Origin of the sequence: Marinomonas sp. MED121 (assembly GCF_000153025.1) — a bacterium.
Taxonomy (GTDB): domain Bacteria; phylum Pseudomonadota; class Gammaproteobacteria; order Pseudomonadales; family Marinomonadaceae; genus Marinomonas.
Genome location: NZ_CH672430.1, coordinates 533,103 through 557,607 on the forward strand (window position 1 = coordinate 533,103; position 24,505 = coordinate 557,607).

The window sequence follows — 24,505 nt, forward strand, 5'->3', positions numbered from 1 at the left end:
TTAGCTAGCACTAAATAAACAACTACACTTTAATATTAGCCAACTAATGAATAATGTTAAATGTCTCAAGGGAATGATTTATGAAAAAGCCCGATCTACCCGAAACTGAAGAAGCCCGTTTAAAAACATTAGAAGAGATGAATGTGTTAGATACCCTTCCAGAAGAGCGCTTTGATAGAGTAACCCGTATGGCCAAAAACCTATTCCATGTCCCTATCGCCTTAGTTAGTCTGATTGATAAAGATCGTCAATGGTTTAAGTCCTGCGATGGTCTACCCGTGACAGAAACAGGTCGAGACATTTCATTTTGTGGTCATGCAATTCTTGGTGATAACACTTTCTATATTCCAAATGCCTTAGAAGATCAGCGCTTTTTTTATAATCCTTTAGTTACAGGCGACCCTAATATTAGATTTTATGCAGGTCACCCCCTAAAAGCAGCAAATGGAGAAAAGATAGGTACACTTTGTATCATTGATTCCGAGCCTAAAGAACTCAATGAAGAAGAATTAAATTGCTTAGCTGAACTAGCTAATACGGTTGAGCAAGAACTATGTGCGCTGGAATATTCCACTCTGGACGAATTGACTAACCTTTCCAATTATCAAGGCTTTAAACTGATGGCAAAACATTATCTCGACTTCAATTTAAAGCAGCAAGAGCACTCTAGCTTGGTCTATTTTAACTTAAAGCACTTTAAGCAAATCAATAGCAAACATGGCCGCAGTGAAGGAGAAAATACACTACAGCTATTTGCAAGTGTCATGCGTGCTAGTTTTAGGCCTTTTGATTTATTAGCGCGGATTGAAAATGATGAATTTGTCGCCTTACTCTTTAACTCAGACATAGAAAATGCCCAAGGCTTAATAGCCCACCTATCAACTAATCTTGAAAAAGTAGTCACTTCTCTTGAACTTAAATATGACGTAGATTTTTCATTTGGTTTAGCACAATGCAGGCGGTTTGACGTGAATGAACTAGAAGATTATTTACACCAAGCAAAAGAGGATATGCTTAATGAGAACGAGGACTCGAATGAAGTGATTTTAACCTAGAACCCCTAAGCCCATTTAAAAATAATAAAATAGCCGTTAATTTAACTTTTAAGCGTTAAATATGAAAAAGCCGCTTTATGTAAAATGCTGTGACGCCAAGCCACTTTAGCTTGATCCTTATCGTAGCCACCACCAATCACACAGGCTAATGGCAGATTTCTTTTTCGACACTCATTAATAACATATTGATCTCTTTGGCAAATCCCCTCATCTGTTAAATTTAAAAAACCTAACCTATCATCTTTATGGACATCAACACCCGCATCATAAAAAATAAAATCAGGGTTGATTTTATCTAATAATCTAGGAATGTCGGCTTTTAAAATAGCCAGATACTCCGCATTACCAGCACCTTTAGGTATTTGAATATTAATCCCTGCTGCTTGTTTTACAGCAGGGTAGTTTTCTTCACAGTGCCAAGAGACAGTTTCAATGACATCATATGAGGCACACATGGCAGCCGTGCCATCACCTTGGTGAACATCACAATCTAACACTAATACTTTTTTAGCTTTACCTGACTCAATCAAGTGAATGGCAGCAACAGCTTGATCATTAAAAATACAAAAACCTGTGCCATAGTCCTTGTGAGCATGATGGGTACCACCTGCTAGATGTACTGCAATGCCATATTCTAGGGCGAGATCGGCAGTAAGTAAGGTACCAGACACAGCTCTTAAGGTTCGCTCTACTAGCCAATCAGACCAAGGCAAGCCTATTTCTCTCATGGCTTTGTCTGACATTCTTCCTCGGACAAAATTCTGTACATATTCAGGATCATGAGCCCGCATTAATGTGGTAAGTGACATGGGAGATGGACTAAACAAATTATTATCAGTTAATACCCCAGCCCGTCTTAACTCCTCTTCTAACAGGGCAAACTTTTGCATGGGGAATCTATGCCCAGCAGGAAAAGGAATTGAGTAATGAGAGTGATAAACCAAGGGTAAAAAGGACATAAGGGGTCTTTCTATCTTTTAAAACTATCTATGAAAACAAGTTATGAAAACAAGCTATGAAAACAGTCATTTATAAACGCTTTTATAGCAAGGGCCTTAAGCTGACATTCAGATTAAGGCCCTATAACAGGGATGGTATTAGTCAGTGACAGATTTTACAGTATTTATACTTGTTTGCTCTGACTCTTCATCATTCACATCAGCCTGTAACACAGCAGCCAAAGCATCGTAGTTTTCCTGTGCTTGAGAACGGTATTTCTTTTCATCCTCATGGAAGCTGCCCATTGCCATCACATTATGCTCATCATGCTGCTTAAATAGCATCGCGGCATTTTGCGCTTCTTGCGACGAATGCCCTAAGGATTCCAATGCTTGCTCGCCTAAGTTTAATGCTGAATGGAAGGTTTCACGAACAATCGCATCAGCTCCAGCCACTTTAAGATCATGCACTTCCAAACGTCCGATTGCTCTAACTAGAATTTTTAAATGCGGATAATGCTTTCTTGCGTGAGTCACTATTTCCATGGCTTTCTCATGCTCATCTACCGCCACTACAAGTAACTTCGCCTGTTCAGCACCTGCCGAGTGAAGAAGGTCACCACGAGAAGCATCCCCATAAAAAACCTTAGTGCCGAATGATCTTAGCAATTCAATTTGACCAGCATCGTGCTCTAAGACCGTCACCTGATAACCTTTCATTGTTAAAAGACGCGCAACTATCTGACCAAAACGCCCCATACCAGCTAGAATAACTGGCGTATCGCCATCATCAATGTCATCGGCTTCTTGTTGTTTACAGCCTTTTCTCACAAAGAAAGGCTCGATCACCTTATCGTGCAATATCATTAAAATAGGCGTGGCAGCCATAGACAATGCGACGACAACCACTAAAGGATCTATGATGTCACTGCCTAAAATATGATGCTGATCTGCAAAAGAGAAAAGAACAAAGCAAAATTCACCCGCTTGAGATAAGGCAAAGGTAAAGTACCATCCATTACCACCTTTAATGTTAAATACCCGAGACAGACAAAAGAGCACCAGCATTTTACACAACATAAGTAGCACGACTAGCGCGCCTATTTGAAGTGGCTCAGCCATCAAAATAGAGAAATTAATGCTAGCACCAACCGAGATAAAGAAAAGCCCTAATAGCAAGCCTTTAAAAGGCGCGATTTCAGCTTCAAGCTCATGACGATATTCACTATCCGCTAATACCACACCAGCGATAAAGGTACCAAGAGCAGCTGATACACCGATAGCATTCATTAATAAAGCAATGCCTATTACTAAGAACAAAGCGGTTGCGGTGAAAATTTCACGCATCTTGGTTTCAGCAATAATGCGAAACAAAGGTCTTAATAGATATTTACCTGCCAGAATAATGGCCCCAATCACAGCAAATAGCTGAGCAGCATGCTGCCAACCACTTAACTGATTCGCCTCATCAACCACACTTGGGCTTGTTAGCGCTAACAATGGCATAAAGGCCAACATAGGAATCACGGCAATATCTTGAAAGAGAAGCACTGCAAACGAAGATTGGCCAAGTTGAGACTTCATTAAACCATTTTCATTTAATAGCTGTAATACGATAGCAGTGGACGATAATGACAGTATCATGCCAACAACAAGCGCCGTTTGCCAAGGCAAACCAAATGCCATGGCCACGAGCGCCATTAAACCCGTACTCAACAAGACTTGTGCACCGCCTAACCCTACGATTGGCACTCGCAATTTCCATAAAACCGATGGCTGCAACTCAAGTCCGACCAAAAAGAGCATCATGACGACACCGAACTCAGCAAAATGCATCACATCATTCACATCATCTGCCACTATCCCTAAAACATAAGGCCCAATAATAGCGCCAGCAATCAAATAACCTAACACAGAGCCTAAACCTAAGCGCTTTGCAATAGGCACAGTGACCACTGCTGCACCTAAGAAAACAAACGCTTGCTCCATTAAACCACCAGCCATGAGGACCGCCTTAATCTGATATGAATTGTGAGTATTTTAAGAAAATTTGATAAGCAAAATTTATCAAGAATGGTAACCCTAACACCCAACCTTGGGAAGGAAAAACCGCCTTATACAGCCTTAATAAAACCCAACTTTAACCTTTATAAAAACCAGCTTTCCCCCTGTAAAATTGAACAACCTTGCAAAATTTGCCTTAAATACGTCAATAAAAACAGTTTTTTGTAAAATTAGTATAGATCAATAAATGTACTAATATTTTGATAGGTAACTGATAAAACTTATACAAAACAACGGGATACTATAGTTAAGAGGCCATTAAGTAATACGATTATGATCAATTTATTGCTCAAAATCTAAAACTAAAGCAAAAAAGTATCTATATTGAGTATTTATGTATTAGAGAGTCAATTTTCGCTCATCTATAGTTAACGGCACTTGGTATTAAGCACCAAGACTAGGTAAGACTATAAAAACAAGATACTCCAACCGGGGAACAACCTATGAATACCCTAGCTAAAAATTCGATCACCTGCGCCATCACTCTTGCTGCTGCAATGAGCACAGCAAATCTATATGCTCAAACAGAAATCACAGTGGCTACCGTTAACAATGGCCATATGATTGAAATGCAAAAACTCACTCCAATTTTTGAACAAGCTCACCCTGATATCAAAGTGAAATGGGTTACTCTGGAAGAAGGTGTATTGCGTCAAAACGTGACTCAAGATATCGCTAACAAAAGCGGCCTTTATGATGTTATGACTATCGGTATGTACGAAGCGCCTATCTGGGGCGAAAGAAACTGGTTAGAGCCTATCGACACTAGTGGTAACTATGACGTTGAAGATATTATTCCTTCTATTCGTGGCGGCCTTTCTTATAACAACACCTTGTATGCTGCGCCTTTCTACGGTGAAAGCTCTATGGTCATGTACCGTAAAGACCTCGTAAAAGCGGCTGGCATGGAAATTAATGACCGTGATAGCTGGGAGCACATCCGTGATGTGGCAGCGGCGGTTCATAATCCAAGCGAAGGGGTTTATGGCATGTGCTTACGTGGTAAGGCTGGCTGGGGCGATAACATGGCCTTCCTATCTACCATGGCAAACTCTTTTGGTGCCCGTTGGTTTGATGAAGATTGGAAGCCTCAATTAGAAACTGCGGAATGGAAAAGTGCCGTTAACTTCTATGTTGACCTACTGACCAAATATGGCCCACCAGGTGCCAGCAGTAATAGCTTCAATGAAAACCTAGCCCTATTCAACCAAGGCAAATGCGGCATGTGGATAGACGCAACTATCGCAGCTTCTTTTGTTACTGATCCTAAACAAAGTACGGTTGCCGATCAGGTTGGCTTTGCACAATCTCCAATCAAGGCGACTGAAAAAGGCGCTAACTGGTTATGGGCATGGTCACTTGCAATTCCAGCAGGTACAAAAAATGCTGATGCGGCACAAACCTTCATTCGTTGGGCGACTTCAAAAGAGTACATTCAACTTGTTGGTCAAACCAATGGCTGGGCTTCTGTACCAACAGGCACACGTACCAGCACCTATGAAAACCCTAAATTCTTAAAAGCGGCGGTATTTGCTGAAGCAGAATTAAAAGCGATTAATTCTGCAAACCCAGCTGATAGCACATTAAAACCTTCACCTTATGTCGGTGTTCAATTTGCTGCCATTCCTGAGTTCCAAGCAATTGGTACTACCACAGGTCAAATGGTATCAGGCGCACTTGCTGGCAGTATGTCAGTAGACAAAGCACTGAAATCAGCTAACTCATCTGCTAATCGTCAAATGCGTCAAGCGGGTTACTACTAGCCAAAATAAAGGCAGAGGCCATTAAGCCTCTGCCTTTTTAGTTTTAACCTAATGTGTTTTAAGCCTTTCCGTTCCAGTAAGACTTTCAATCCTATAATAAGAGACACAACTCCATGAAGCGTACAATTACTCGCTTATTAATGGCCCCCTCAGTCATCCTACTCTTGATTTGGATGATAGTGCCTTTATCAATGACCATCTATTTTTCAACAATTCGTTTTAACCTGCTCTATCCAGGTCAAAATAATTTTGTTGGTTGGATGAACTTTGAATTTTTCATCACTGACCCAGGCTTTATGCCAGCGGTTCTCAACACCTTAATTCTCTTAATATCGGTCCTTATCATAACGGTTGTTCTTGGGGTCGCCCTGTCAGCATTAATCGATAAGCCTTTTTTTGGACAAGGCATTGTTCGTGTCTTGCTGATTTCACCTTTTTTCATTATGCCAACTGTTAACGCATTGATTTGGAAAAACATGATGATGAACCCGGTTTACGGTGTGTTTGCCTGGATATCCCAATCCCTCGGTTTAGAGCCCATAGATTGGTTATCTGACTTCCCGTTAATGTCAGTCATTATCATGGTGAGCTGGCAATGGCTTCCCTTTGCTATTTTAGTCTTTGTGACCGCACTCCAATCGCAAGATACAGAGCAAAAAGAGGCGGCACAAATGGATGGCGCCACGGGCTGGCACATTTTTCGTTACCTAACAATCCCACACTTATCACGTCCTATTGCAGTGGTCGTCATGATAGAAACTATTTTCCTACTTGCTGTCTTTGCTGAGATTTTCGTATCGACAGGGGGTGGTCCAGGTTATGACAGTACTAACCTTGCTTACCTGATTTATAACCAAGCCCTACTTCAATATGACGTTGGTGTTGCTTCTGCAGGTGGTTTATTCGCGGTGATTCTAGCCAATATTGTTGCCTTTTTCTTAATTCGTGCCGTTGGCAAAAACTTAACGGTGTGAGGTAATTATGATGACTCTTAATCAACAACGTAAATTCAAAACCTTTATCACAGGCGCATTTGCTTGGTTCATTGCTCTTTTGCTATTTTTTCCGATTTTTTGGATGTTTATCACCTCCTTCAAAACGGAACTCCAGGCGATATCAGTGCCTCCATCCTTATTTTTTGAGCCAACCCTTGAAAACTTTGGCATAGTGCAAGAACGCAGTGATTATTTAAAGCACGCCTTTAACTCGATTATCACCTCCTTTGGCTCAACCTTCATTGCCTTAGTTATTGGTGTGCCTGCCGCTTATGCGATGGCATTTAACCCGACTAAAAAGACCAAAGATATCTTGCTATGGATGCTCTCCACCAAGATGCTGCCAGCCGTGGGTGTATTGGTGCCAATTTATATCTTAAGCCGTGATTATGGTTTATTAGATTCACGCACAGGCTTGGTCATTATCTTCACCTTGATGAACCTGCCTATCATCATTTGGATGCTTTTCTCTTACTTTAAAGATCTTCCAAAAGAGATATTAGAAGCCGCTCGAATGGATGGTGCCAATCCATGGGATGAAATAGTCAAAGTCGTGTTACCACTATCCATTGGCGGCATTTCATCAACAGCCCTTTTATCCATCATCTTATGTTGGAACGAAGCCTTTTGGTCTCTTAATTTAACCGCCTCAGAAGCCGCCCCTCTTACCGCCATGATTGCCTCTTATTCAAGCCCCGAAGGCTTGTTCTGGGCCAAATTATCGGCCGCTTCTACTTTAGCCTGCGCTCCGATCGTTATATTCGGTTGGTTCTGCCAAAAACAACTTGTACAAGGCCTTACATTCGGCGCTGTAAAATAATTTTTAGGAACAGATATCATGAGCTACTTAACCATTACAGAATTGCAAAAACACTACGACAGCTACCATGCATTACGAGGTATTAACCTTTCGATTACTGAAGGCGAGTTTGTTGTTTTCGTTGGCCCATCAGGCTGTGGTAAATCAACCTTACTAAGAACCATAGCGGGCTTAGAATCCAGTTCCGAAGGCAGTATTAATCTAGACAATAGAGACATTACTGAACTTGCCTCGTCAAAACGTGACTTGGCAATGGTGTTTCAATCTTATGCGCTTTACCCACATATGACAGTGGCAGATAACCTTTCTTTCGCTCTGCGTCTTGCGAAAGTACCAGACAGTGAAATTGCCGAAAAAGTACGCAGTGTGTCAGCCTCTTTGCAGCTTGACCCATTACTGGATCGCAAACCTAAAGAGCTTTCTGGTGGCCAACGTCAAAGGGTCGCAATCGGCCGCGCTATTGTGCGCCAACCTAAGGTTTTCTTGTTTGATGAGCCTCTTTCAAACCTAGATGCAGCCCTTAGGGTACAAATGCGTTTAGAGCTAGCACGTCTTCATAAAAAACTTGGCACCACCATGATTTATGTAACCCATGATCAGGTTGAAGCCATGACCTTAGCCGACAGAGTCGTCATTCTAAATGCGGGTCAAATTGAGCAAGTAGGCACACCACTCGAGCTTTATCGCCAGCCTAATAGCCGTTTTGTTGCTGAATTTATCGGCACACCAAAAATGAATCTGCTTGAGGTATTTGATATTACTCGCCAAGATTCTCAGTTATCTCTAGATATTGGTGTGGGACATATCAATTTCCCAAATAACCGTATCAATGGTCCAGTGCCCAGCTCTGTCAAGCTAGGTATTCGTCCTGAACATATGCATTTGGTGGAAGAAGGCGGTGATTTTAGTGGCAAAATTGAGCTTGTCGAACACCTAGGCTCTGAAGCTTATACCCATATTCAGCTAGATAACCAACAAACCATCATAGTCAAAGCACCTGCTCGCAGTAACATCCAAGACGGTCAATTGGTACAAATCAAAATAGACCTTGATGAGGTCATTCTATTTAATGACAGTGATCGTGTTATCTCCAAGCTAGCTGAGGATGCAACCAATGACTAATTTCCTCATTCCTAAGCGAGAGATAGCCGAGCTCGCGGTGCAGGATTATGAGAAAGAAACTATCTCTCCAGGTGTAATGCACCTGGGAGTTGGTGCCTTTCATCGTGCCCATCAAGCGGTTTACTTTGATCGATTACTGGCTCAACCAGCAGGTAAACACTGGGGCTTAATCGGCGTAAACATTCGCCCACAAGATAGCCAAGCTTTTACTCAGCTAATCGATCAAAGTGGGGAATATATTCTTAAAACAATGACCCCAAAAGGCCGGGCAATTTATGAGCATATTCGTGCGATTACCCAATTAGTTGATGGCGCCAAAGAGCCAAGTACCGTTGATCACTTGATGGCAGATGAACAAATTCAATTGATCACTACCACGGTCACTGAAGGGGGGTATTATCTGGATGAAAACCATGCGCTTATGTTGGACCACCCTCTGATTAAGGCAGATATAGCATCGGGACGAAATACCCTTTATGCCTTCTTATATGCAGGTTTAAAGAAGCGTAGCGAAACATCAAACAGTAAAATCACGCTACTTTGCTGTGACAATTTACGCCATAACGGTAAACTTTTAAAAACAGGTCTGTTGCAATTTTTAAAAGCAAAACAAGACGACGTACTGCATGCTTGGGTACTTGAAAACTGCTCTTTCCCTTCATCTATGGTAGATAGAATTACACCAAAACCTAGCGCGGAACATCAAGACGATGTGCTGTCTCGTTTTGATATAAAAGATAATATGACAGTCATGGCGGAAGACTTCATTCAATGGGTAATTGAAGATGATTTTGCCGGTGAAAGACCGCCTTTAGACACAGTTGATGTCCAAATGGTTGATGATGTCACACCGTTTGAAGAGGCGAAAATCCGCATTTTAAATGCAGGACATACCTGTGTTGCCTACCAAGCAGCACTTAAAGGCATAGATTACTTTGATCAAGCCATGATAGATGTCGAGTTACAGCGCTATTTTACTGATTTTATCAAGCAGGATGCGATCCCAGCGATTGGACAATCCGTTGTTGACCTTTCTTCATATGCCAACATCATTACCATGCGCTTTAGTAATGCAAATATCGGCGATACGATAGAACGTATTTGTACCGATGGTTACGCTAAGTTTCCGATTTTTGTGTATCCCACTCTTGCAGGTATCTATCAACTAGGTGGCATTCCCAATAAAACAATCGACGCCATTGCCAGCTGGTTTGTCTTTATCCATCAAGCGAATCAAGGCAAATTACAAGTTAACTATCACGAACCGAATATGGCAAAGCTGACGGCTTTTACCAATGATAAACCGGGTATTCATGCTTTTGCCACTGACTCTTATCTCTGGCAAGAACTACCTCAAGTATATCCGGATTTTGTGCATCGTTTGACCACCAGCATTGAAAATATCCAATTGCGCTTCTCAGCTTAAAACGGGTCCTACATTCAAGGAAATAACATGACATTAGATAATCAAAACTTATCCAACAAAGTGGCTTTGATTACAGGTTCTGCTGGCGGCATAGGGCTGGCCATTGCACAATCTTATCTTGCTAATGGGGCCAAAGTGGTGCTCACTGACTACGCAAAAGATACACCAGTTGCCTTAACAGGATTATTAGCAGATTACCCAAACAGCGCCCTTTATATTGGTTGTGATATTTGCGATAACCAAGGGGTAGAAAATTTAATTCAGAGCACTGTTGAGCAATTCGATCGACTGGATATTCTGGTCAATAATGCCGCCGTATTTGATTTAGCCCCGGTACTTGAGTCTGATGAAGCGAGCTTCGATCATCTTTTTAATATCAATGTCAAAGCCTTCTTTTTTACCATGCAAAAAGTCGCTCAAAAGATGGTTGATATGGGTATAGAAGGACGCATTATCAATATGGCATCCCAAGCAGGTCGTCGTGGTGAAGCCCTGGTTTCCCATTATTGTGCAACGAAAGCCGCCGTTATCAGCTACACCCAATCAGCCGCACTTGGGTTAGCCCAATACAAAATAAATGTTAACGCCATCTCACCCGGTGTGATAGATACGCCCATGTGGCAACATGTGGATAGTCTATTTGCCAAGCATGAAAATCTCCTACCAGGAGAGAAGAAAATTGCCGTTGGTAAAGCGGTTCCACTTGGCTATATGGGTGAGCCTGCTGAAGTTGCCTCTTTAGCCCTATTTTTGGCTTCTGATGGAGCCAAATACATTACCGCTCAGACTTATAATGTCGATGGTGGCAATGTGATGAGTTAATATAGGCAATAAAATAGCGACAACCAAAAAGTTAGGCCGTGAACTGCTATTTAGAATACAGGCCTAATAGGAAAGTATGATGTCTATGAAAAACCGTAATACACCCGAGTTAGAGTTAATTGAAGAGCATGTTGAAACCATACGTTACCTTGAACATGGTTTTCCTAGCGATTTGATTCGTTGGCACGCCCATGATGATTACGAACTGCACTTTATCGTCTCGACCACTGGCAAAGTATTTATTGGTGATTACATAGGCGCATACACCCCGGGTCAGCTTATCTTAACTGGCCCAAGACTCCCCCATAACTGGGTTTGCCAAATTGGCCAAGAGCCTGTTGAGATTCGAGATATGGTGATTCGATTTGACCATGAATCTTTCTCAGACGGTTTAAAAGTGATTCCTGAACTGGCTGGAATTTTACCTATGCTAGCCAGAGCAAAATCTGGCATTGAGTTTTTAAACTTAGACCCTGATTACCTTACCGAAGCTTTTCAAAAGGTACGTGATAGCCATGGCTTACAGCGCCTCATTAATGCCCTGCCCTTGTTAAGCAAACTCGCAAACACTCATGATTACCGCCTGCTTTCGACAGTTCAGATAGATCTCAAGTCTAACGAAACACTGCAACGTAAAATTAATACTGTGGTTGATTATGTCTCACAAAATTATAATCAAGATATCTGCCTGTCAGATGCAGCGAATCTCATTGGCATGTCTGATAGCCACTTTTCTCGCTTCTTTAAAAAGGCCACAGGCAACCGCTTTATCGAGTTTGTTAATCGGGTGCGTATTAGCCGAGCTTGTAGCTTATTAAGCGATACTGACCAGCAAATTACCAATATCTGCTTCTTAGTCGGCTTTAACAGTGTGGCTAACTTTAACCGTCGATTTCATGAACTAAAAGGCGTGACACCAAGAGACTTTCGTACCCAAAGCAATAATCATGATGAAGCAATGCCTTATTAGGGGCGCTCTAGACTTGAAGCCCTAGGATAAAACCCTTAAGACTAAAAGCGCTAAGTGCCACTAAATGAATCTCTTGGCTTATATTAAGCCCAATTAAGCCCAATCAAACTCAGATAAACTTTGATTAAATACCAAGCTCGCCTTAGCAAGCTGGCTATAAACTTCATGCTTTTTCAGATAGTAACCCGCTAATTCAACTTGAGGTTGGTGTTCGTCTAATACCTCTGGCATGACGCAAATCTCTGCTATCAAGCTCTCTAAGACTTGATTCGGTGCTTTATTATCTAACACATCATAAAGCGCTTCTTCATGCCTCACACCAATCATAGCCAGTCGAGCCGCCCCTAACCCAGGCGCCACTTCCCCTCCATCTCGATAAACCAGTTTTTGATTTAATACATTCGATAAAATTTGACGCCAAAGAGGAGAGCGAGCACCACCACCAATTAAAGATAACTCCTGCTTTAATCCCTCCTCATAAGCTAACGCTTCTTGGCAATCCAATAGGGAAAAGGCAACCCCTTCTAACACGGCCAAAGTCATTTCTTCAATAGAGGTATCATTAACCAATCCAATAAATTGTCCCGTCATTAAAGGGTTATTATGGGGTGTACGCTCTCCATTTAAATAAGGTAGGAAAACAAGTTTAGTCCGCAAATGACCACGCTGTTCAATAAAACGCTCTAGTGTAGCTAATAAGTCTGCTACAGGTTTATTGGCTAGCTTAGCGACCCAAGATAAGGAATTTGCCGCACTTAATGTCACCCCCATTTGATGCCAACGATTAGGCAGAGCATGACAAAAAGCGTGTACTGTTTTTTCAGGGTTAGCCCTGTGTTGATCACTCACACAAAAATATACCCCAGAAGTCCCTAAAGAGATTAAACCTTGGCCTGCATTTACTATTCCCATTCCCACAGCGCCCGCGGCGTTATCGCCAGCACCAGCCACCACAGGCACTTGTGGCAAGGACAATAAGGCAGCCACATCATCCGACAAACACCCAATCACATCACAAGCTTCATGCACCTTAGGCATATTCTCAAGGGTAAAATCTGTAGCGGCTAAAAGAGAGGTATCCCATTGGCGAGTGGCAGGGTTTAGCCAAAGGGTACCTGCTGCATCCGAGCAATCAGTGGCAAGTTTGCCAGTTAAACGATAAGACAAATAATCCTTAGGCAGTAAGACATATTGCACCTTAGCGAAAAGTGCTGGCTCATGTCGCTTTAACCATAAAGCTTTGGGAGATGTAAAACCTGACATGGCCAAGTTACCACTCAAGTTTAATAGATTAGGGCACAAGCTTATTAAGTCTTGGCACGCTTGCTGACTACGACCGTCATTCCAGAGAATACAAGGTCTTAGTACTTCGCCTTCTTTATCTAAAAAAGTCGCACCATGCATTTGCCCAGATAAGCCTATGCCTTTTAGCTGACTAAAATCCTCGCCTTGAGTATCTAGAATCAAGTGTAAACTGGCGACAACCTCTTTTACAGCCTGCCACCAAGATAGCGGATCTTGCTCAGACCAAAGCGGTTTAGGAGAGCTAACTTCAAGGCTTTTAGAACTTATTGCAATAAGCTCGCCCGCTTGATTTATCACCACTCCCTTTAACCCAGATGTCCCAAGATCTAAACCTAAATACATTTAACCCACTCCCTTATTATCTTTATATTAAGCATGATAAACAGAGTATTAAAACAAAGGCTTGCTGAGTCAATCAAATCGGGCAAAGCTAACAGATGCGTATCAGTATTTGCTAAAAAACTATCAATTAGCCCAACATAGAAAGCGTTTATTCAAACTTGCTTAAAAGTTAATAAGAGCGAACTTAATCTATTGGTCTTTCAATCTAGCGAACTTAATCTATTGGTCTTTCAATCTAGCGAACTTAATCTATTGGTCTTTCAATCTGATGGTCTTTCAATCTGATGATCCGTTGGCTGAGGGGTTATGGTTAGTACTTTCACTCCTTTTGGAGACTCAAACCTATGCCATACACCATGCGGCACGATAAGTAACTCACCGGCCTTTATTTTATTAGGGACTTCTTCGTTATCAATCAGCAGAACCAAGCTCGTTTCACCTTCGATAACTTGCACCATTTCATCCCCATGAGAGTGCCTCTCCCACTCACTGAACCCAGTATAATTAGCGACATACATGCCGCCATTACCAAAATCAGACAAGAAACCATAGGCACTACTTTCATCATTATGATCAGAATTTGTGGGTGTTCGATTATCAAGATGCTTGGTTTTTGACAAGGCATGTTTGAGATTAAGGGGTTTAGCTTTTTGTCGTTTAGATATCACACTCATATTAAAGTCCATTTAATGATTTACAGACATGTTAATCATTATCGAGCAAAAAAACAGCCTTACAAAATAAGACGTAAAACCTTCTTCTTTAGCTCACCGTTTCTCCTTTCCTTTCCTATAGTTAATTTTAATCAGTCGGTATCCATTAATAATGAATAATACAATTAAAGCAACGGCTTTAATTGGGGAGTTGAATAATGAAAGATTTAATTAATAACTATCTTTCTTACATGATCGCTTTGATAGTCATGACATCAACGTCACTCGCTTACGCTCAGACTAAAATAACAATTGCGACTGTCAATAATAGCCATATGATGACGATGCAAGAGCTCACTCCCATATTCGAAAAAGCACACCCAGATATAAAAGTAAAATGGATTACCGTTGAAGAAAGCAAATTACGTGAGCACATTACTTTAGACGTTACGGATAAGCATGGCTTTTATGACGTCATCACAATCGGCATGTACGAAGCTCCCATTTGGGGAGAGAAAAAGTGGATACAACCAATTGATACCAGTGGAGATTATGATTTAGAAGATATTATCCCCTCTATTAGGGAAGGCCTTTCGTATAATAATACCCTCTTTGCAGCCCCTTTTTACGGTGAAAGCTCCATGGTTATTTACCGTAAAGACCTCATAGATGCAGCGGGTGTAACAATTAATGACCGAGACACTTGGGAACATATACGTGATGTTGCAGCAGCTCTTCATGACCCAGAAGCAGGTGTTTATGGCATGTGCTTAAGAGGTAAAGCGGGTTGGGGAGATAACATGGCATTCGTATCAACCATGGCTAACTCTTTTGGAGCACGATGGTTTGATGAAAACTGGAAACCACAACTTGAAACAACAGAGTGGAATAATGCCGTTAATTTTTATGTGGAATTATTAAGAAAATATGGCCCACCGAATGCAAGCAATAATAGCTTTAATGAAAACTTATCCCTCTTCAGCCAAGGTAAATGCGGCATATTAGTAGACGCAACCATTGCAGCCTCTTTCGTAACAGATCCCAAAAAAAGCAAAGTATTTGATAAAGTAGGCTTTGCTCAGTCTCCAATGCAAGTAACCGAAAAAGGAGCAAATTGGCTCTGGGCATGGTCTCTTGCAATACCGACAGAAACACAAAACGCAAAAGCCGCTCAAACTTTTATACGTTGGGCCACATCGAAAGAATATATAAAGCTAATAGGTGAGACAAAAGGTTGGGCGGCAGTGCCAACAGGCACTCGATTCAGCACCTACAATAACCCTGACTTTTTAGCAGTGGCTTCTTTTGCCCAAGACGAACTCGAAGCGATTAATTCAGCAAACCCTGCTGATAGCACGTTAAAACCATCACCCTATATTGGCGTTCAATTTGCTGCCATTCCTGAATTCCAAGATATTGGCGCAATAACAGGACAAATGGTTTCAGGCGCACTAAATGGCACAATTTCAGTCGAACAGGCACTTAAATCAGCAAACCTTTCTGCAGATAATCACATGCATCAAGCTGATTATTACTAACCTAAGCGAGCAACCTTCTATAAAAAAGCAGAGCCATTAAGAGCTCTGCTTTTTTTATACTCAACTTTATCTACTTTTTGAATATTTCTACCAATAAATGCGTCACCATAAACGTCTGATGAATAATCAAGCCGCTTTTAAATTAGTCTGAATTTCAAGCAAGGCTTTCGTGGCAATCGGGTTTAAGTCTTCTGCAAACTCTTCCATATTAGCGCAGATTTTTTGGCGCATAGGTAAAGCCCAAAATGCGGTGATATGGGTAACTACCTTTTTCACACAATCTTCTTCGGTTGAACCTATACCTATGTTTGAGGCAATTTGGTTCGCCATTTTAATTAGATGGCTTAATTCATTTTCACTCATGTTAAATCCTCTGTTTCATGGTCACGCCTTAGGCATCAACCGCTTGCACATATACGACTTGTCTTTGGGGTCTCACAAAACCAATCAAATTCATATTGGCTTGTTTCGCTAAAGTAATGGCCATCTTGGTTGGCGCAGAGACGGCCACCAAGGTGTGAATACCACATTTAGCGGCCTTAGAAACCATTTCAAAGCTGGCTCGACTTGATACCAACACAAAACCAGCCAATTTATCCTCTTGCTTATTTCGAGCAATCGCACCTAACAACTTATCAAGGGCATTGTGCCTTCCCACATCTTCTCGAATAGAAACCAGCTCAGCATTGTCATCAAATAAGGCTGCAGCATGTACAGCACCACATTGGGATTGAATCTGCTGCGACCCTTTTAACTTAGCCGCCGCTTTTTCAATTAGCTGATAACTTAGCATAGGGTGCGCATCTCGTATGGCAACATCAGGCTGCACTGAGGTTAATGACTCTAACCCACAGATACCGCAACCGGTACGACCACTTAGCTGCCTGCGCCTTTGTTTTAGATTTACAAAAGCCTCGGTCGCTATCTCCATACGCACTTCAATGCCTAACTCAGATTCCACCAGCTCTAGACTACGCAACTGTTTTGTTGACGTCAGAATGCCTTCGGTCAAGCTAAAACCCATTGCAAAGTCAGCTAGATCCTGAGGTGTTAGCATCATCACCGCATGGCTAATGCCGTTATACACCAATGCCACCGCCACTTCTTCGGCAATCCAATCACTTTGTGCGAGTTCACCCTCTGGGTTACGCACTATCACACTTTCTTCATGAGTCGCTTGTACAGCTAGCTGCTCTGATAAATTGCCGGACTGATTTGCTTGCAAAACGGGTTCGCCTCTTTTCTAGTGAATAAGTGAGAAGTATGAAGGACTTCACTTAAAGGTGTAAGTCCCAAAGGTGTAAGCCCTTAAGACATAACTCTTAAGACATAAGCCCTTCATCACATGTCACCTAAACTTATTTATCAATAAAGGCGATTTGCTGCTCAGTAAACTCAGCAAATTGGTTTTGCCATTCTGAGCTAGCAGTCTCACTAATCAATTTATCCACTTGTACTGCGGTTACCTTGTACTCAGGACAGTTAGTCGCCCAATCCGAGTTATCTGTGGTTATCACGTTCGCACCCGTTTCTGGGTGGTGGAAAGTGGTATATACCACACCTGGCTGCATACGATCAGAGACAAGTGCTCTTAGATGAGTATCACCGGCACGACTGGCAAGAGAGACTAAATCGCCCGTGTTAATACCTCTGTCTTCTGCATCCTGAGGATGGATTTCTAAGGTATCTTCACCATGCCAAGATGAGTTCTCGGTACGACGAGTCTGCGCCCCTACATTGTATTGAGACAAGATACGACCTGTGGTCAACAAGAGCGGGAAGCGACGTGTCACCTTCTCTTCTGTTGGCACATATTCAGTCAATGCAAAGAAACCTTTACCGCGAACAAAACCATCCACGTGCATGATAGGCGTACCATCTGGTGTCTCATCATTACATGGCCATTGTAGCGAACCTTCTTCGTCCAAACGCTCATAAGTCACGTTAGAGAAAGTCGGTGTCAGTGCTGCAATTTCCGCCATAATTTCAGAAGGATGCTCATAATGCATTTCATAACCTAAAGCTTTAGAAAGGCCCAAGGTGACTTGCCAATCTTCAAGACCCGGCATAGGTGGCATCACTTTACGTACTGGCGAAATACGACGCTCAGCATTGGTGAAAGTGCCATTCTTCTCAAGGAAACTTGTACCCGGCAAGAAGACATGAGCAAACTTAGCGGTCTCGTTCAAGAAGATATCCTGAACAATCAAACATTCCATATTACGTAAAGCGGCTTCTACGTGTTTTGTGTTTGGATCAGATTGCGCAATATCCTCACCCTGAACATACAAACCTTTATAGCTGCCTTCTACTGCGGCATCTAACATGTTGGTGATACGGTAACCCGGCTCTGGATCCAGTTTCACTTTCCAAGCATCCTCGAAAAGATCACGTACCGCTTGTCCAGAAATATGACGATAGCCAGGTAGCTCATGCGGGAAGGATCCCATGTCGCACGAACCCTGTACGTTGTTCTGACCACGTAGCGGGTTAACACCCACACCATCACGGCCAACGTTACCTGTTAGCATGGCAAGGTTAGCAATCCCCATTACGGTAGATGAGCCTTGGCTATGCTCGGTCACACCTAGACCGTAGTAGATAGAGCCATTGCCGCCGGTAGCATAAAGACGTGCTGCTCCGCGAATATAGGCCGCTGGAATACCGGTAAATTGTTCTGTGTTTTCAGGTGAGTGACGCTCATCTGCGATGAAGTTTTTCCACTCATGGAAAGCTTCTGTTTCACAACGTTCTGCAATAAAGTCAGCGGCTTCTAACCCTTCGTTAACGATAACGTGAGCCATAGCATTCACAAATGCCACGTTTGTACCCGGCATTAGCTGCAAATGGTAATCCGCATTCACATGAGGGCCATTTACCAAGTCAATGCTACGTGGATCAACCACAATCAGCTTCGCCCCTTCACGGATACGTTTTTTCATACGCGAACCGAAAACTGGGTGAGCATCGGTTGGGTTAGCACCAATAACCATGATGACATCAGTTTTTTCAACCGAATCAAATGTTTGTGTACCTGCCGATTCACCAAGGGTGGTTTTCAAGCCAAAGCCGGTTGGTGAATGGCAAACACGGGCACAGGTATCCACATTGTTGTTACCAAAGGCAGCTCGAACCAGTTTTTGAACCAGATAGGTTTCTTCATTGGTACAACGAGATGAGGTAATACCCCCTACTGAGTTGCGGCCGTACTTCTCTTGAATACCTTTAATACGAGTCGCAGCAAAATCAAACGCCTCTTCAAAAGACACTTTACGCCATGGCTGATCAATCGAATCACGTACCATAGGTGAGGTAATTCTGTCTTGGTGAGTGGCATAACCAAAGGCAAATCGACCTTTCACGCAAGAGTGACCACGGTTGGCTTTACCGCCTTTCCAAGGTGTCATACGAATGACTTCATCACCCTTCATGTCAGCCTTAAAGGCACAACCTACACCACAATAAGCACAGGTAGTAATAACAGAATGCTCAGGCTGTCCTTTATCGATAATCGAGGTTTCCATCAAGGTTGCTGTTGGGCAGGCTTGCACACAGGCACCACAAGAAACACAGTCAGAATCCATAAAGGCATCGTCTTGCCCTGGAGATACTTTCGATTCAAAACCACGAGAAGAAATGGTTAAGGCAAATGTGCCTTGCGTTTCTTCACAGGCACGCACACAGCGATTACAAACAATACATTTGCTCGCATCGAAGGTGAAATAAGGGTTAGACGTATCTTTCTTCTCATCTAAGTGAGTATGGCTTGGAATCGCACTTTGTCCTGTGTAACGAACATTACGTAGGCCAACTGCACCTGCCATATCTTGTAGTTCACAGTCGCCATTAGCAGGACAGGTCAAACAATCCAATGGGTGATCAGAGATATAAAGCTCCATCACATTGCGGCGTAATTTACCGATTTTATCGTTTTGTGTTTTAACTTCCATGCCAGCTTCTGCTGGTGTGGTACATGAAGCAGGAAAGCCACGACGACCTTCAATTTGTACCAAACAAATACGACAAGAACCAAAGGCTTCTAAGGAATCGGTCGCACAAAGCTTAGGAATATTAATACCTGCCATAGCGGCAGCATGCATAACAGAGGTACCTTCAGGTACACGCACTTCATTACCATCAATGCTCAAGCTGATAAGTTCAGCGTCTGGCGTTGGATCGAAGGTCGCCGGCGGCGTACCATAATCAATCTCGCTATCAAGGTCAGTTCTTGGATCAAAAAAATGTAACATATTATTGGCCTGCCTCTTGATTGTTTGATGGTTTTTGGAAGTCTTCGCCAAAATGCTCAAGCGCACTTTGTACAGGGAAAGGCGTCATACCGCCCATGGCACATAAAGAGCCAGACACCATGGTGTCGCATAAGTCTTCTAACAGCTCTAAGTTGTCATCTCGGTTTTCATCAGCACGAATACGGTCGATTACTTCGACTCCACGGGTCGAACCAATACGACAAGGCGTACACTTACCACATGATTCTTCAACACAGAATTCCAGAGAGAAACGAGCTTGTTCTAGCATGTCGACTGTGTCATCAAAGGCCACTAAACCACCGTGACCTAATACAGCACCTTCGGCAGATAAAGCTTCATAATCCATTTCTAGATGCCATTGAGATTCAGGCAGATAAGCTCCTAATGGACCACCAGACTGAACAGAGCGCATAGGTCTGCCAGAACGAGTACCCCCACCAAAATCAAATAAAAGTTCTTTCATTGTGATACCAAAAGCCGTCTCAACAAGCCCTGGGTATTTCAGGTTACCCGCTAGCTGGAAAGGCATGGTGCCACGAGAGCGCCCCATTCCAAACTCTTGGTAGAACTTACCGCCTTTAGCCAAAATAATGGCAATGGTCGATAAAGATAAAACGTTGTTTACAACGGTAGGCTGGCCAAACAAACCTTCAATTGCTGGCAGTGGCGGTTTAGGTCGAACCATGCCGCGCTTACCTTCTAAGCTTTCCATCAAGGCAGTTTCTTCACCGCAGATATAAGCTTTGGCACCAATGCGCACTTCTAGGTGGAAGGTTTTACCACTGTCGAGGATGTTTTCGCCAAGGTAGCCATTTTGCTCTGCCACTTGAATGGCTTCGTTCAAAATATCTTTTGCGTGAGGGTATTCTTCACGTAGGTAGATGTAACCTTGAGTCGCTTCAACCGCAAGACCTGCGATTGTCATGCCTTCGATTAAGGCAAAAGGGTCAGCTTCCATTTGCAAACGGTCAGCAAAGGTACCTGAGTCACCTTCGTCTGCATTACAAATAATGTATTTCTGTGCTGCTGGTGTATTTAATACGGTTTGCCATTTAATCCCTGTTGGGAAAGCCGCTCCACCACGGCCACGAAGGCCTGAGTCTTTTACTTCGTCGACTAGGGCTTGCGAGCTCATATCTAACGCACGCACTAAACCGTCATAACCATGAGTACTCTTATAGTCAGTCAGGCTTACAGGGTCGATAATGCCGGCACGGGCAAAGGTCAGGCGTTGCTGTTTTTTTAGATATTCAATTTCTTCTGTTAACCCCAAGTACAAAGGATGCGCTTGGCGATCGCTTGGTGAGGCATTATTCAAAAGACCCGCTTCGATCAGGCTAGGCAAATCTTTAGGTGCAACAGGGCCATAAGCAACACGCCCTTCTGGGGTGTCTACTTCGACCATTGGCTCTAACCAAAAAAGGCCACGGGAACCATTACGTACCAAATCAACAACCGTATCTTGCTCGGCTGCTAGCTGGGTTAATTTTTTACTAACACGTTCTGCACCAACAGACAGGGCAGCAGAATCACGGGGGATAAAAACTTTCACAATAGTTGTCATATTATTTTACCTCCGCTGGGTTCGCGCTAAACGCCAATGGTACAGTGCGAAGCTCATCAACAATTTCATCAAATTGCTCTGCATCCATACGACCGTACACTTCATCACCCACACGAATCGCCGGTGAACAGGCACAATTACCTAGGCAAAAAACAGGCTCTAGGGTAATTTCTTTATCCATGGTGGTTTGATACCAATCAAGACCTAGGGCTGATTTAGCGTGAGCTTCAAGGTCACGTCCGCCCATAGATTGGCAAGATTCTGCGCGGCATACTTCGATAATATGACGACCACGAGGCTTGCTACTAAAATGATGATAGAAGGTCACCACACCATGCACTTCTGCACGAGAGATATTTAATGCTTTACCTATGATTGGCAACGAACTATCAGGCACATAGCCTAATTGATGCTGCACTTCGTGCAATATAGGTAAAAGAGGACCGGGGATGTCTTTGAGTTCAACGAGTATGCGACCTACTACAGATTCAATTTCTGCTTGGTTCGCTAATCCTTGCCCATTTGAAGCCTGAGCTGCTTGCCCAGCGCCTTGCGTGTTAGCGTCTGTCATATGCCTGCCTTAACTAAACTAGCGGTTACTGACTTACCTTCTATCAAGCTAGTCAGGCCCACAAAAGCGAACCTGAATTTAGTTAATAGTCCGACTGGCATCAGTAAACGACTATAAAGTGATTTTTATCATTATTCTTATGATGTTTTATCTCATTTTGTTCTGCCCGATCAAAATGAAGATATGTACTTTTATGCATATATAGCATTAAATATAGGCTAAATATTCACATAAACTCACTTTAACACCCATAAGTGAACAACCAAATATGATTTTTTATGCATATTAATATTATACCCCGTTGGGATTTCGAAAATGATGCTGGCGAACGCCTACATGAAAGCCTACTTCCCTTGCTCTATCAGATTAATAAACAAGGAAAATTAACCGCTGCAGCAAAGGATTGTGACCTCTCCTATCGCCATGCTTGGAACATATTAGAGAAGAGTGAAGCTTTTTTTGGAAAAGCATTGGTGGTGAAAGAAAAAGGCCGAGGTGCACAATTAACTCAGTTAGGGCAAAAGCTTTTATGGAGTAATCAACGCATTGACGCCAGACTCCACCCAGAAATGGAAAGTTTTGCGACCGAACTCAACGTCGAGCTACAAAGTCTGCTTTCTAACCATGCCCCTGTGGTACGTATTTATGCTAGCCATGGTTATGCGGTTGCCCTGATGACCCAATATGTAAGAGATTATCAGGTAGAAATTCATTACCACGCACCGCATCATGCTTTGATTGCTCTCAATGAAGGGCGTTGCAGAATAGCGGGCTTTCACCAGCCTATTGGTCTAGAAGTCGATGTACAAAAGCGCCGTTATCAAGAATTACTCGACCCTAAACACTTTGGCATTATTCGCTTTATTCGTCGCCAGCAGGGGCTCATGTATAAAGAAAAAGGTAACAAAGAAGATAGAAATAAAGATGAAAGCCAAGTTAGCAGCCCTTCATTTAAAAGCATTCAAGATCTGAAACAAGGGGGTTATCGCTTTATAAATCGCCAACAAGGTTCAGGAACAAGAGAGCTTTTTGAGCAACTACTACATAACGAGAATATTTCACCAAAAGATATTCCTGGTATCGAAAACCAAGAGCTGACTCATAGTGCAGTCGCCGCTTATATTGCCTCTGGTATGGCTGATGTGGGCTTTGGTGTAGAAGCGGCCGCTAAACGCTTTGGATTGGCTTTTACCCCTATCATTGAAGAGTATTACTTATGGGCTTACCCATTAGAGGCAGAGCAAGATGAGGATATTCAAGCCTTTATCGCAACGCTTTCAAACCCTGAGTATCAGGCTCAAATCAACCAACTACACGGTTATCAGTGTGAGCAAAGCGGCACTACTTCAAGCACCAATTGGTTGTTCAGATAATTAAAAGAGTAAGGGTAATCCCCCCATTTTTAATGGAGTTCAGGTGTAGACTTTAAAGTTTGCGTTAAACGCCTTTTTTGTATCGGTGTAATGCCACCAATGCCCATGTTAGGTCGCTCGTTATTGTAAGTCCATAACCAGTGCGTTGCTTTATCTTGAAGCGCTTTAATATCTTCGTACAAGTAATGACTCAGCCAATCATATCTCACTGTACGGTTAAATCGCTCTATATAAGCGTTTTGCTGTGGTTTGCCAGGTTGGATAAAACTGAGCTCAATGCTGTTTTCTTGTGCCCAACTTGCCAGCTTCTCACTGATATACTCAGGGCCATTATCACACCGTATCGCTTTAGGTTTACCTCGCCACTCAATAATCTGATTGAGTGCGCGTATAACACGTTCTGCTGGTAAGGATAGGTCCGCATCAATAGTTAACCCTTCTCGATTAAAGTCATCAATCACGTTAAACAAACGGCAACGTCGACCATCTGAGAGTTGATCATGCATAAAATCCATTGACCAACATTCATTGATTTGTTCTGGCACCGCTAAGGGTTCAGGCTTTTCACGGACTAAGCGTTTATGAGGTTTGATGCGCATGTTGAGCTGTAGCTCACGATAAATACGGTAAACACGCTTATGGTTCCATGGATAACCACAGACATTTCTGAAGTAGAGAAAACATAGCCCAAAGCCCCAGTTACGCTGATTTTGAGTCAGCCCGATTAATTGCTCAACAATCAACTGATTCTCATCATTAAGTTTAGGCTGATAACGGTAGCAGGTCTCGCTGATCTTAAACGTCCGACAGGCAGATGCAATACTGAGGTGATAAGTCACCACAGCCTGTTTGGCCATCGGCTTGCGGTCAGCGGCCTTCACCACTTTTTTGCCATGGCTTCCTGTATGATCTC

Annotated in this window: 19 protein-coding genes and 1 pseudogene; 10 read left to right on the forward strand and 10 right to left on the reverse strand. The window is 42.7% G+C overall.

Annotation, left to right across the window (positions count from 1 at the left end):
- Nucleotides 1-80 precede the first annotated feature (80 nt).
- Nucleotides 81-1,055: a sensor domain-containing diguanylate cyclase gene (locus tag MED121_RS10325; protein ID WP_009833633.1), complete on the forward strand. Its 975-nt coding sequence runs from the start codon at nt 81-83 to the stop codon at nt 1,053-1,055.
- Nucleotides 1,056-1,096: 41 nt separating this feature from the next.
- Here MED121_RS10325 and MED121_RS10330 read toward each other — a convergent pair whose 3' ends face one another.
- Both MED121_RS10330 and MED121_RS10335 read right to left on the reverse strand, forming a co-directional pair.
- Complete coding sequence (locus tag MED121_RS10330) at nt 1,097-2,014, reverse strand: histone deacetylase (RefSeq protein ID WP_036179931.1); 918 nt, start codon at nt 2,012-2,014, stop codon at nt 1,097-1,099.
- A gap of 138 nt (nt 2,015-2,152) precedes the next feature.
- A complete protein-coding gene (locus MED121_RS10335) occupies nt 2,153-3,997 on the reverse strand; it encodes a monovalent cation:proton antiporter-2 (CPA2) family protein (protein ID WP_009833635.1) in 1,845 nt (614 codons plus the stop codon).
- 503 nt (nt 3,998-4,500) lie between these two features.
- On the opposite strand from MED121_RS10335, the gene MED121_RS10340 reads away from it, so the two are divergent.
- From MED121_RS10340 to MED121_RS10370, 7 genes are all read left to right on the forward strand, one after another.
- Nucleotides 4,501-5,820, forward strand: coding sequence for a sugar ABC transporter substrate-binding protein (locus tag MED121_RS10340; RefSeq protein ID WP_009833636.1), 1,320 nt, complete (start codon nt 4,501-4,503; stop codon nt 5,818-5,820).
- 113 nt (nt 5,821-5,933) lie between these two features.
- Nucleotides 5,934-6,794 (forward strand): sugar ABC transporter permease, encoded by an 861-nt coding sequence (locus tag MED121_RS10345; protein ID WP_009833637.1) that lies wholly within the window; start codon nt 5,934-5,936, stop codon nt 6,792-6,794.
- A gap of 10 nt (nt 6,795-6,804) precedes the next feature.
- Nucleotides 6,805-7,635, forward strand: a complete 831-nt coding sequence (locus tag MED121_RS10350; protein ID WP_036179934.1) for a carbohydrate ABC transporter permease — start codon at nt 6,805-6,807, stop codon at nt 7,633-7,635.
- Nucleotides 7,636-7,653: 18 nt separating this feature from the next.
- A complete protein-coding gene (ugpC, locus tag MED121_RS10355) occupies nt 7,654-8,757 on the forward strand; it encodes a sn-glycerol-3-phosphate ABC transporter ATP-binding protein UgpC (RefSeq protein ID WP_009833639.1) in 1,104 nt (367 codons plus the stop codon).
- The gene (locus tag MED121_RS10360) at nt 8,750-10,183 is read left to right on the forward strand and encodes a mannitol dehydrogenase family protein (protein ID WP_036179937.1); all 1,434 of its coding nucleotides are present in this window, start codon (nt 8,750-8,752) and stop codon (nt 10,181-10,183) included. The genes ugpC and MED121_RS10360 overlap by 8 nt, the downstream gene beginning before the upstream one ends.
- Nucleotides 10,184-10,210: 27 nt before the next feature.
- Entirely contained in the window at nt 10,211-11,005 is a 795-nt protein-coding gene (locus tag MED121_RS10365) for an L-iditol 2-dehydrogenase (RefSeq protein ID WP_009833641.1), read from the forward strand.
- 79 nt (nt 11,006-11,084) lie between these two features.
- On the forward strand, nt 11,085-11,975 hold the full coding sequence (locus tag MED121_RS10370) for an AraC family transcriptional regulator (RefSeq protein WP_116371605.1): 891 nt from the start codon (nt 11,085-11,087) through the stop codon (nt 11,973-11,975).
- Nucleotides 11,976-12,068: 93 nt separating this feature from the next.
- Here the strand turns inward: MED121_RS10370 and xylB are convergent, their stop codons facing one another.
- Both xylB and MED121_RS10380 read right to left on the reverse strand, forming a co-directional pair.
- Entirely contained in the window at nt 12,069-13,622 is a 1,554-nt protein-coding gene (xylB, locus tag MED121_RS10375) for a xylulokinase (protein ID WP_009833643.1), read from the reverse strand.
- A 260-nt stretch (nt 13,623-13,882) separates the two neighbouring features.
- Complete coding sequence (locus MED121_RS10380) at nt 13,883-14,296, reverse strand: cupin domain-containing protein (protein WP_036179939.1); 414 nt, start codon at nt 14,294-14,296, stop codon at nt 13,883-13,885.
- A gap of 197 nt (nt 14,297-14,493) precedes the next feature.
- On the opposite strand from MED121_RS10380, the gene MED121_RS10385 reads away from it, so the two are divergent.
- Entirely contained in the window at nt 14,494-15,813 is a 1,320-nt protein-coding gene (locus MED121_RS10385; RefSeq protein WP_009833645.1) for a sugar ABC transporter substrate-binding protein, read from the forward strand.
- Between the two features lie 126 nt (nt 15,814-15,939).
- On the opposite strand, the gene MED121_RS10390 is transcribed toward MED121_RS10385, so the two are convergent.
- The 5 genes from MED121_RS10390 to MED121_RS10410 form a co-directional block, all read right to left on the reverse strand.
- Nucleotides 15,940-16,176 carry a formate dehydrogenase subunit delta gene (locus MED121_RS10390; RefSeq protein WP_009833646.1) on the reverse strand — a complete coding sequence of 79 codons (237 nt, stop codon included), beginning with the start codon at nt 16,174-16,176 and terminating at the stop codon, nt 15,940-15,942.
- A gap of 28 nt (nt 16,177-16,204) precedes the next feature.
- Nucleotides 16,205-17,038, reverse strand: coding sequence for a formate dehydrogenase accessory sulfurtransferase FdhD (gene fdhD, locus MED121_RS10395; RefSeq protein WP_009833647.1), 834 nt, complete (start codon nt 17,036-17,038; stop codon nt 16,205-16,207).
- A 133-nt stretch (nt 17,039-17,171) separates the two neighbouring features.
- Nucleotides 17,172-20,063, reverse strand: coding sequence for a formate dehydrogenase subunit alpha (gene fdhF / locus MED121_RS10400; RefSeq protein ID WP_009833648.1), 2,892 nt, complete (start codon nt 20,061-20,063; stop codon nt 17,172-17,174).
- Between the two features lies 1 nt (nt 20,064).
- Nucleotides 20,065-21,648, reverse strand: a complete 1,584-nt coding sequence (locus MED121_RS10405; RefSeq protein WP_009833649.1) for a formate dehydrogenase beta subunit — start codon at nt 21,646-21,648, stop codon at nt 20,065-20,067.
- A 1-nt stretch (nt 21,649) separates the two neighbouring features.
- Entirely contained in the window at nt 21,650-22,219 is a 570-nt protein-coding gene (locus tag MED121_RS10410) for a formate dehydrogenase subunit gamma (protein ID WP_009833650.1), read from the reverse strand.
- Between the two features lie 278 nt (nt 22,220-22,497).
- Here MED121_RS10410 and MED121_RS10415 point away from each other — a divergent pair, with 278 nt between their 5' ends.
- Nucleotides 22,498-23,592 carry a substrate-binding domain-containing protein gene (locus MED121_RS10415; RefSeq protein ID WP_009833651.1) on the forward strand — a complete coding sequence of 365 codons (1,095 nt, stop codon included), beginning with the start codon at nt 22,498-22,500 and terminating at the stop codon, nt 23,590-23,592.
- Nucleotides 23,593-23,621: 29 nt separating this feature from the next.
- On the opposite strand, the pseudogene MED121_RS10420 reads toward MED121_RS10415, so the two are convergent.
- Nucleotides 23,622-24,505: pseudogene (locus tag MED121_RS10420) on the reverse strand (IS3 family transposase); the annotation flags it as partial.

What these genes read in the sequence shown, in the direction of transcription:
- MED121_RS10325 (WP_009833633.1), top strand. Translation starts at nt 81, where the DNA reads ATGAAAAAGCCCGATCTACCCGAAACTGAAGAAGCCCGTTTAAAAACA.
- fdhF (WP_009833648.1), bottom strand. Translation starts at nt 20,063, where the DNA reads ATGTTACATTTTTTTGATCCAAGAACTGACCTTGATAGCGAGATTGAT.
- MED121_RS10390 (WP_009833646.1), bottom strand. Translation starts at nt 16,176, where the DNA reads ATGAGTGAAAATGAATTAAGCCATCTAATTAAAATGGCGAACCAAATT.
- MED121_RS10380 (WP_036179939.1), bottom strand. Translation starts at nt 14,296, where the DNA reads ATGAGTGTGATATCTAAACGACAAAAAGCTAAACCCCTTAATCTCAAA.
- MED121_RS10340 (WP_009833636.1), top strand. Translation starts at nt 4,501, where the DNA reads ATGAATACCCTAGCTAAAAATTCGATCACCTGCGCCATCACTCTTGCT.
- MED121_RS10415 (WP_009833651.1), top strand. Translation starts at nt 22,498, where the DNA reads ATGCATATTAATATTATACCCCGTTGGGATTTCGAAAATGATGCTGGC.
- MED121_RS10345 (WP_009833637.1), top strand. Translation starts at nt 5,934, where the DNA reads ATGAAGCGTACAATTACTCGCTTATTAATGGCCCCCTCAGTCATCCTA.
- MED121_RS10385 (WP_009833645.1), top strand. Translation starts at nt 14,494, where the DNA reads ATGAAAGATTTAATTAATAACTATCTTTCTTACATGATCGCTTTGATA.
- MED121_RS10360 (WP_036179937.1), top strand. Translation starts at nt 8,750, where the DNA reads ATGACTAATTTCCTCATTCCTAAGCGAGAGATAGCCGAGCTCGCGGTG.
- MED121_RS10405 (WP_009833649.1), bottom strand. Translation starts at nt 21,648, where the DNA reads ATGACAACTATTGTGAAAGTTTTTATCCCCCGTGATTCTGCTGCCCTG.
- MED121_RS10335 (WP_009833635.1), bottom strand. Translation starts at nt 3,997, where the DNA reads ATGGCTGGTGGTTTAATGGAGCAAGCGTTTGTTTTCTTAGGTGCAGCA.
- ugpC (WP_009833639.1), top strand. Translation starts at nt 7,654, where the DNA reads ATGAGCTACTTAACCATTACAGAATTGCAAAAACACTACGACAGCTAC.
- xylB (WP_009833643.1), bottom strand. Translation starts at nt 13,622, where the DNA reads ATGTATTTAGGTTTAGATCTTGGGACATCTGGGTTAAAGGGAGTGGTG.
- MED121_RS10350 (WP_036179934.1), top strand. Translation starts at nt 6,805, where the DNA reads ATGACTCTTAATCAACAACGTAAATTCAAAACCTTTATCACAGGCGCA.
- MED121_RS10365 (WP_009833641.1), top strand. Translation starts at nt 10,211, where the DNA reads ATGACATTAGATAATCAAAACTTATCCAACAAAGTGGCTTTGATTACA.
- MED121_RS10330 (WP_036179931.1), bottom strand. Translation starts at nt 2,014, where the DNA reads ATGTCCTTTTTACCCTTGGTTTATCACTCTCATTACTCAATTCCTTTT.
- MED121_RS10370 (WP_116371605.1), top strand. Translation starts at nt 11,085, where the DNA reads ATGTCTATGAAAAACCGTAATACACCCGAGTTAGAGTTAATTGAAGAG.
- MED121_RS10410 (WP_009833650.1), bottom strand. Translation starts at nt 22,219, where the DNA reads ATGACAGACGCTAACACGCAAGGCGCTGGGCAAGCAGCTCAGGCTTCA.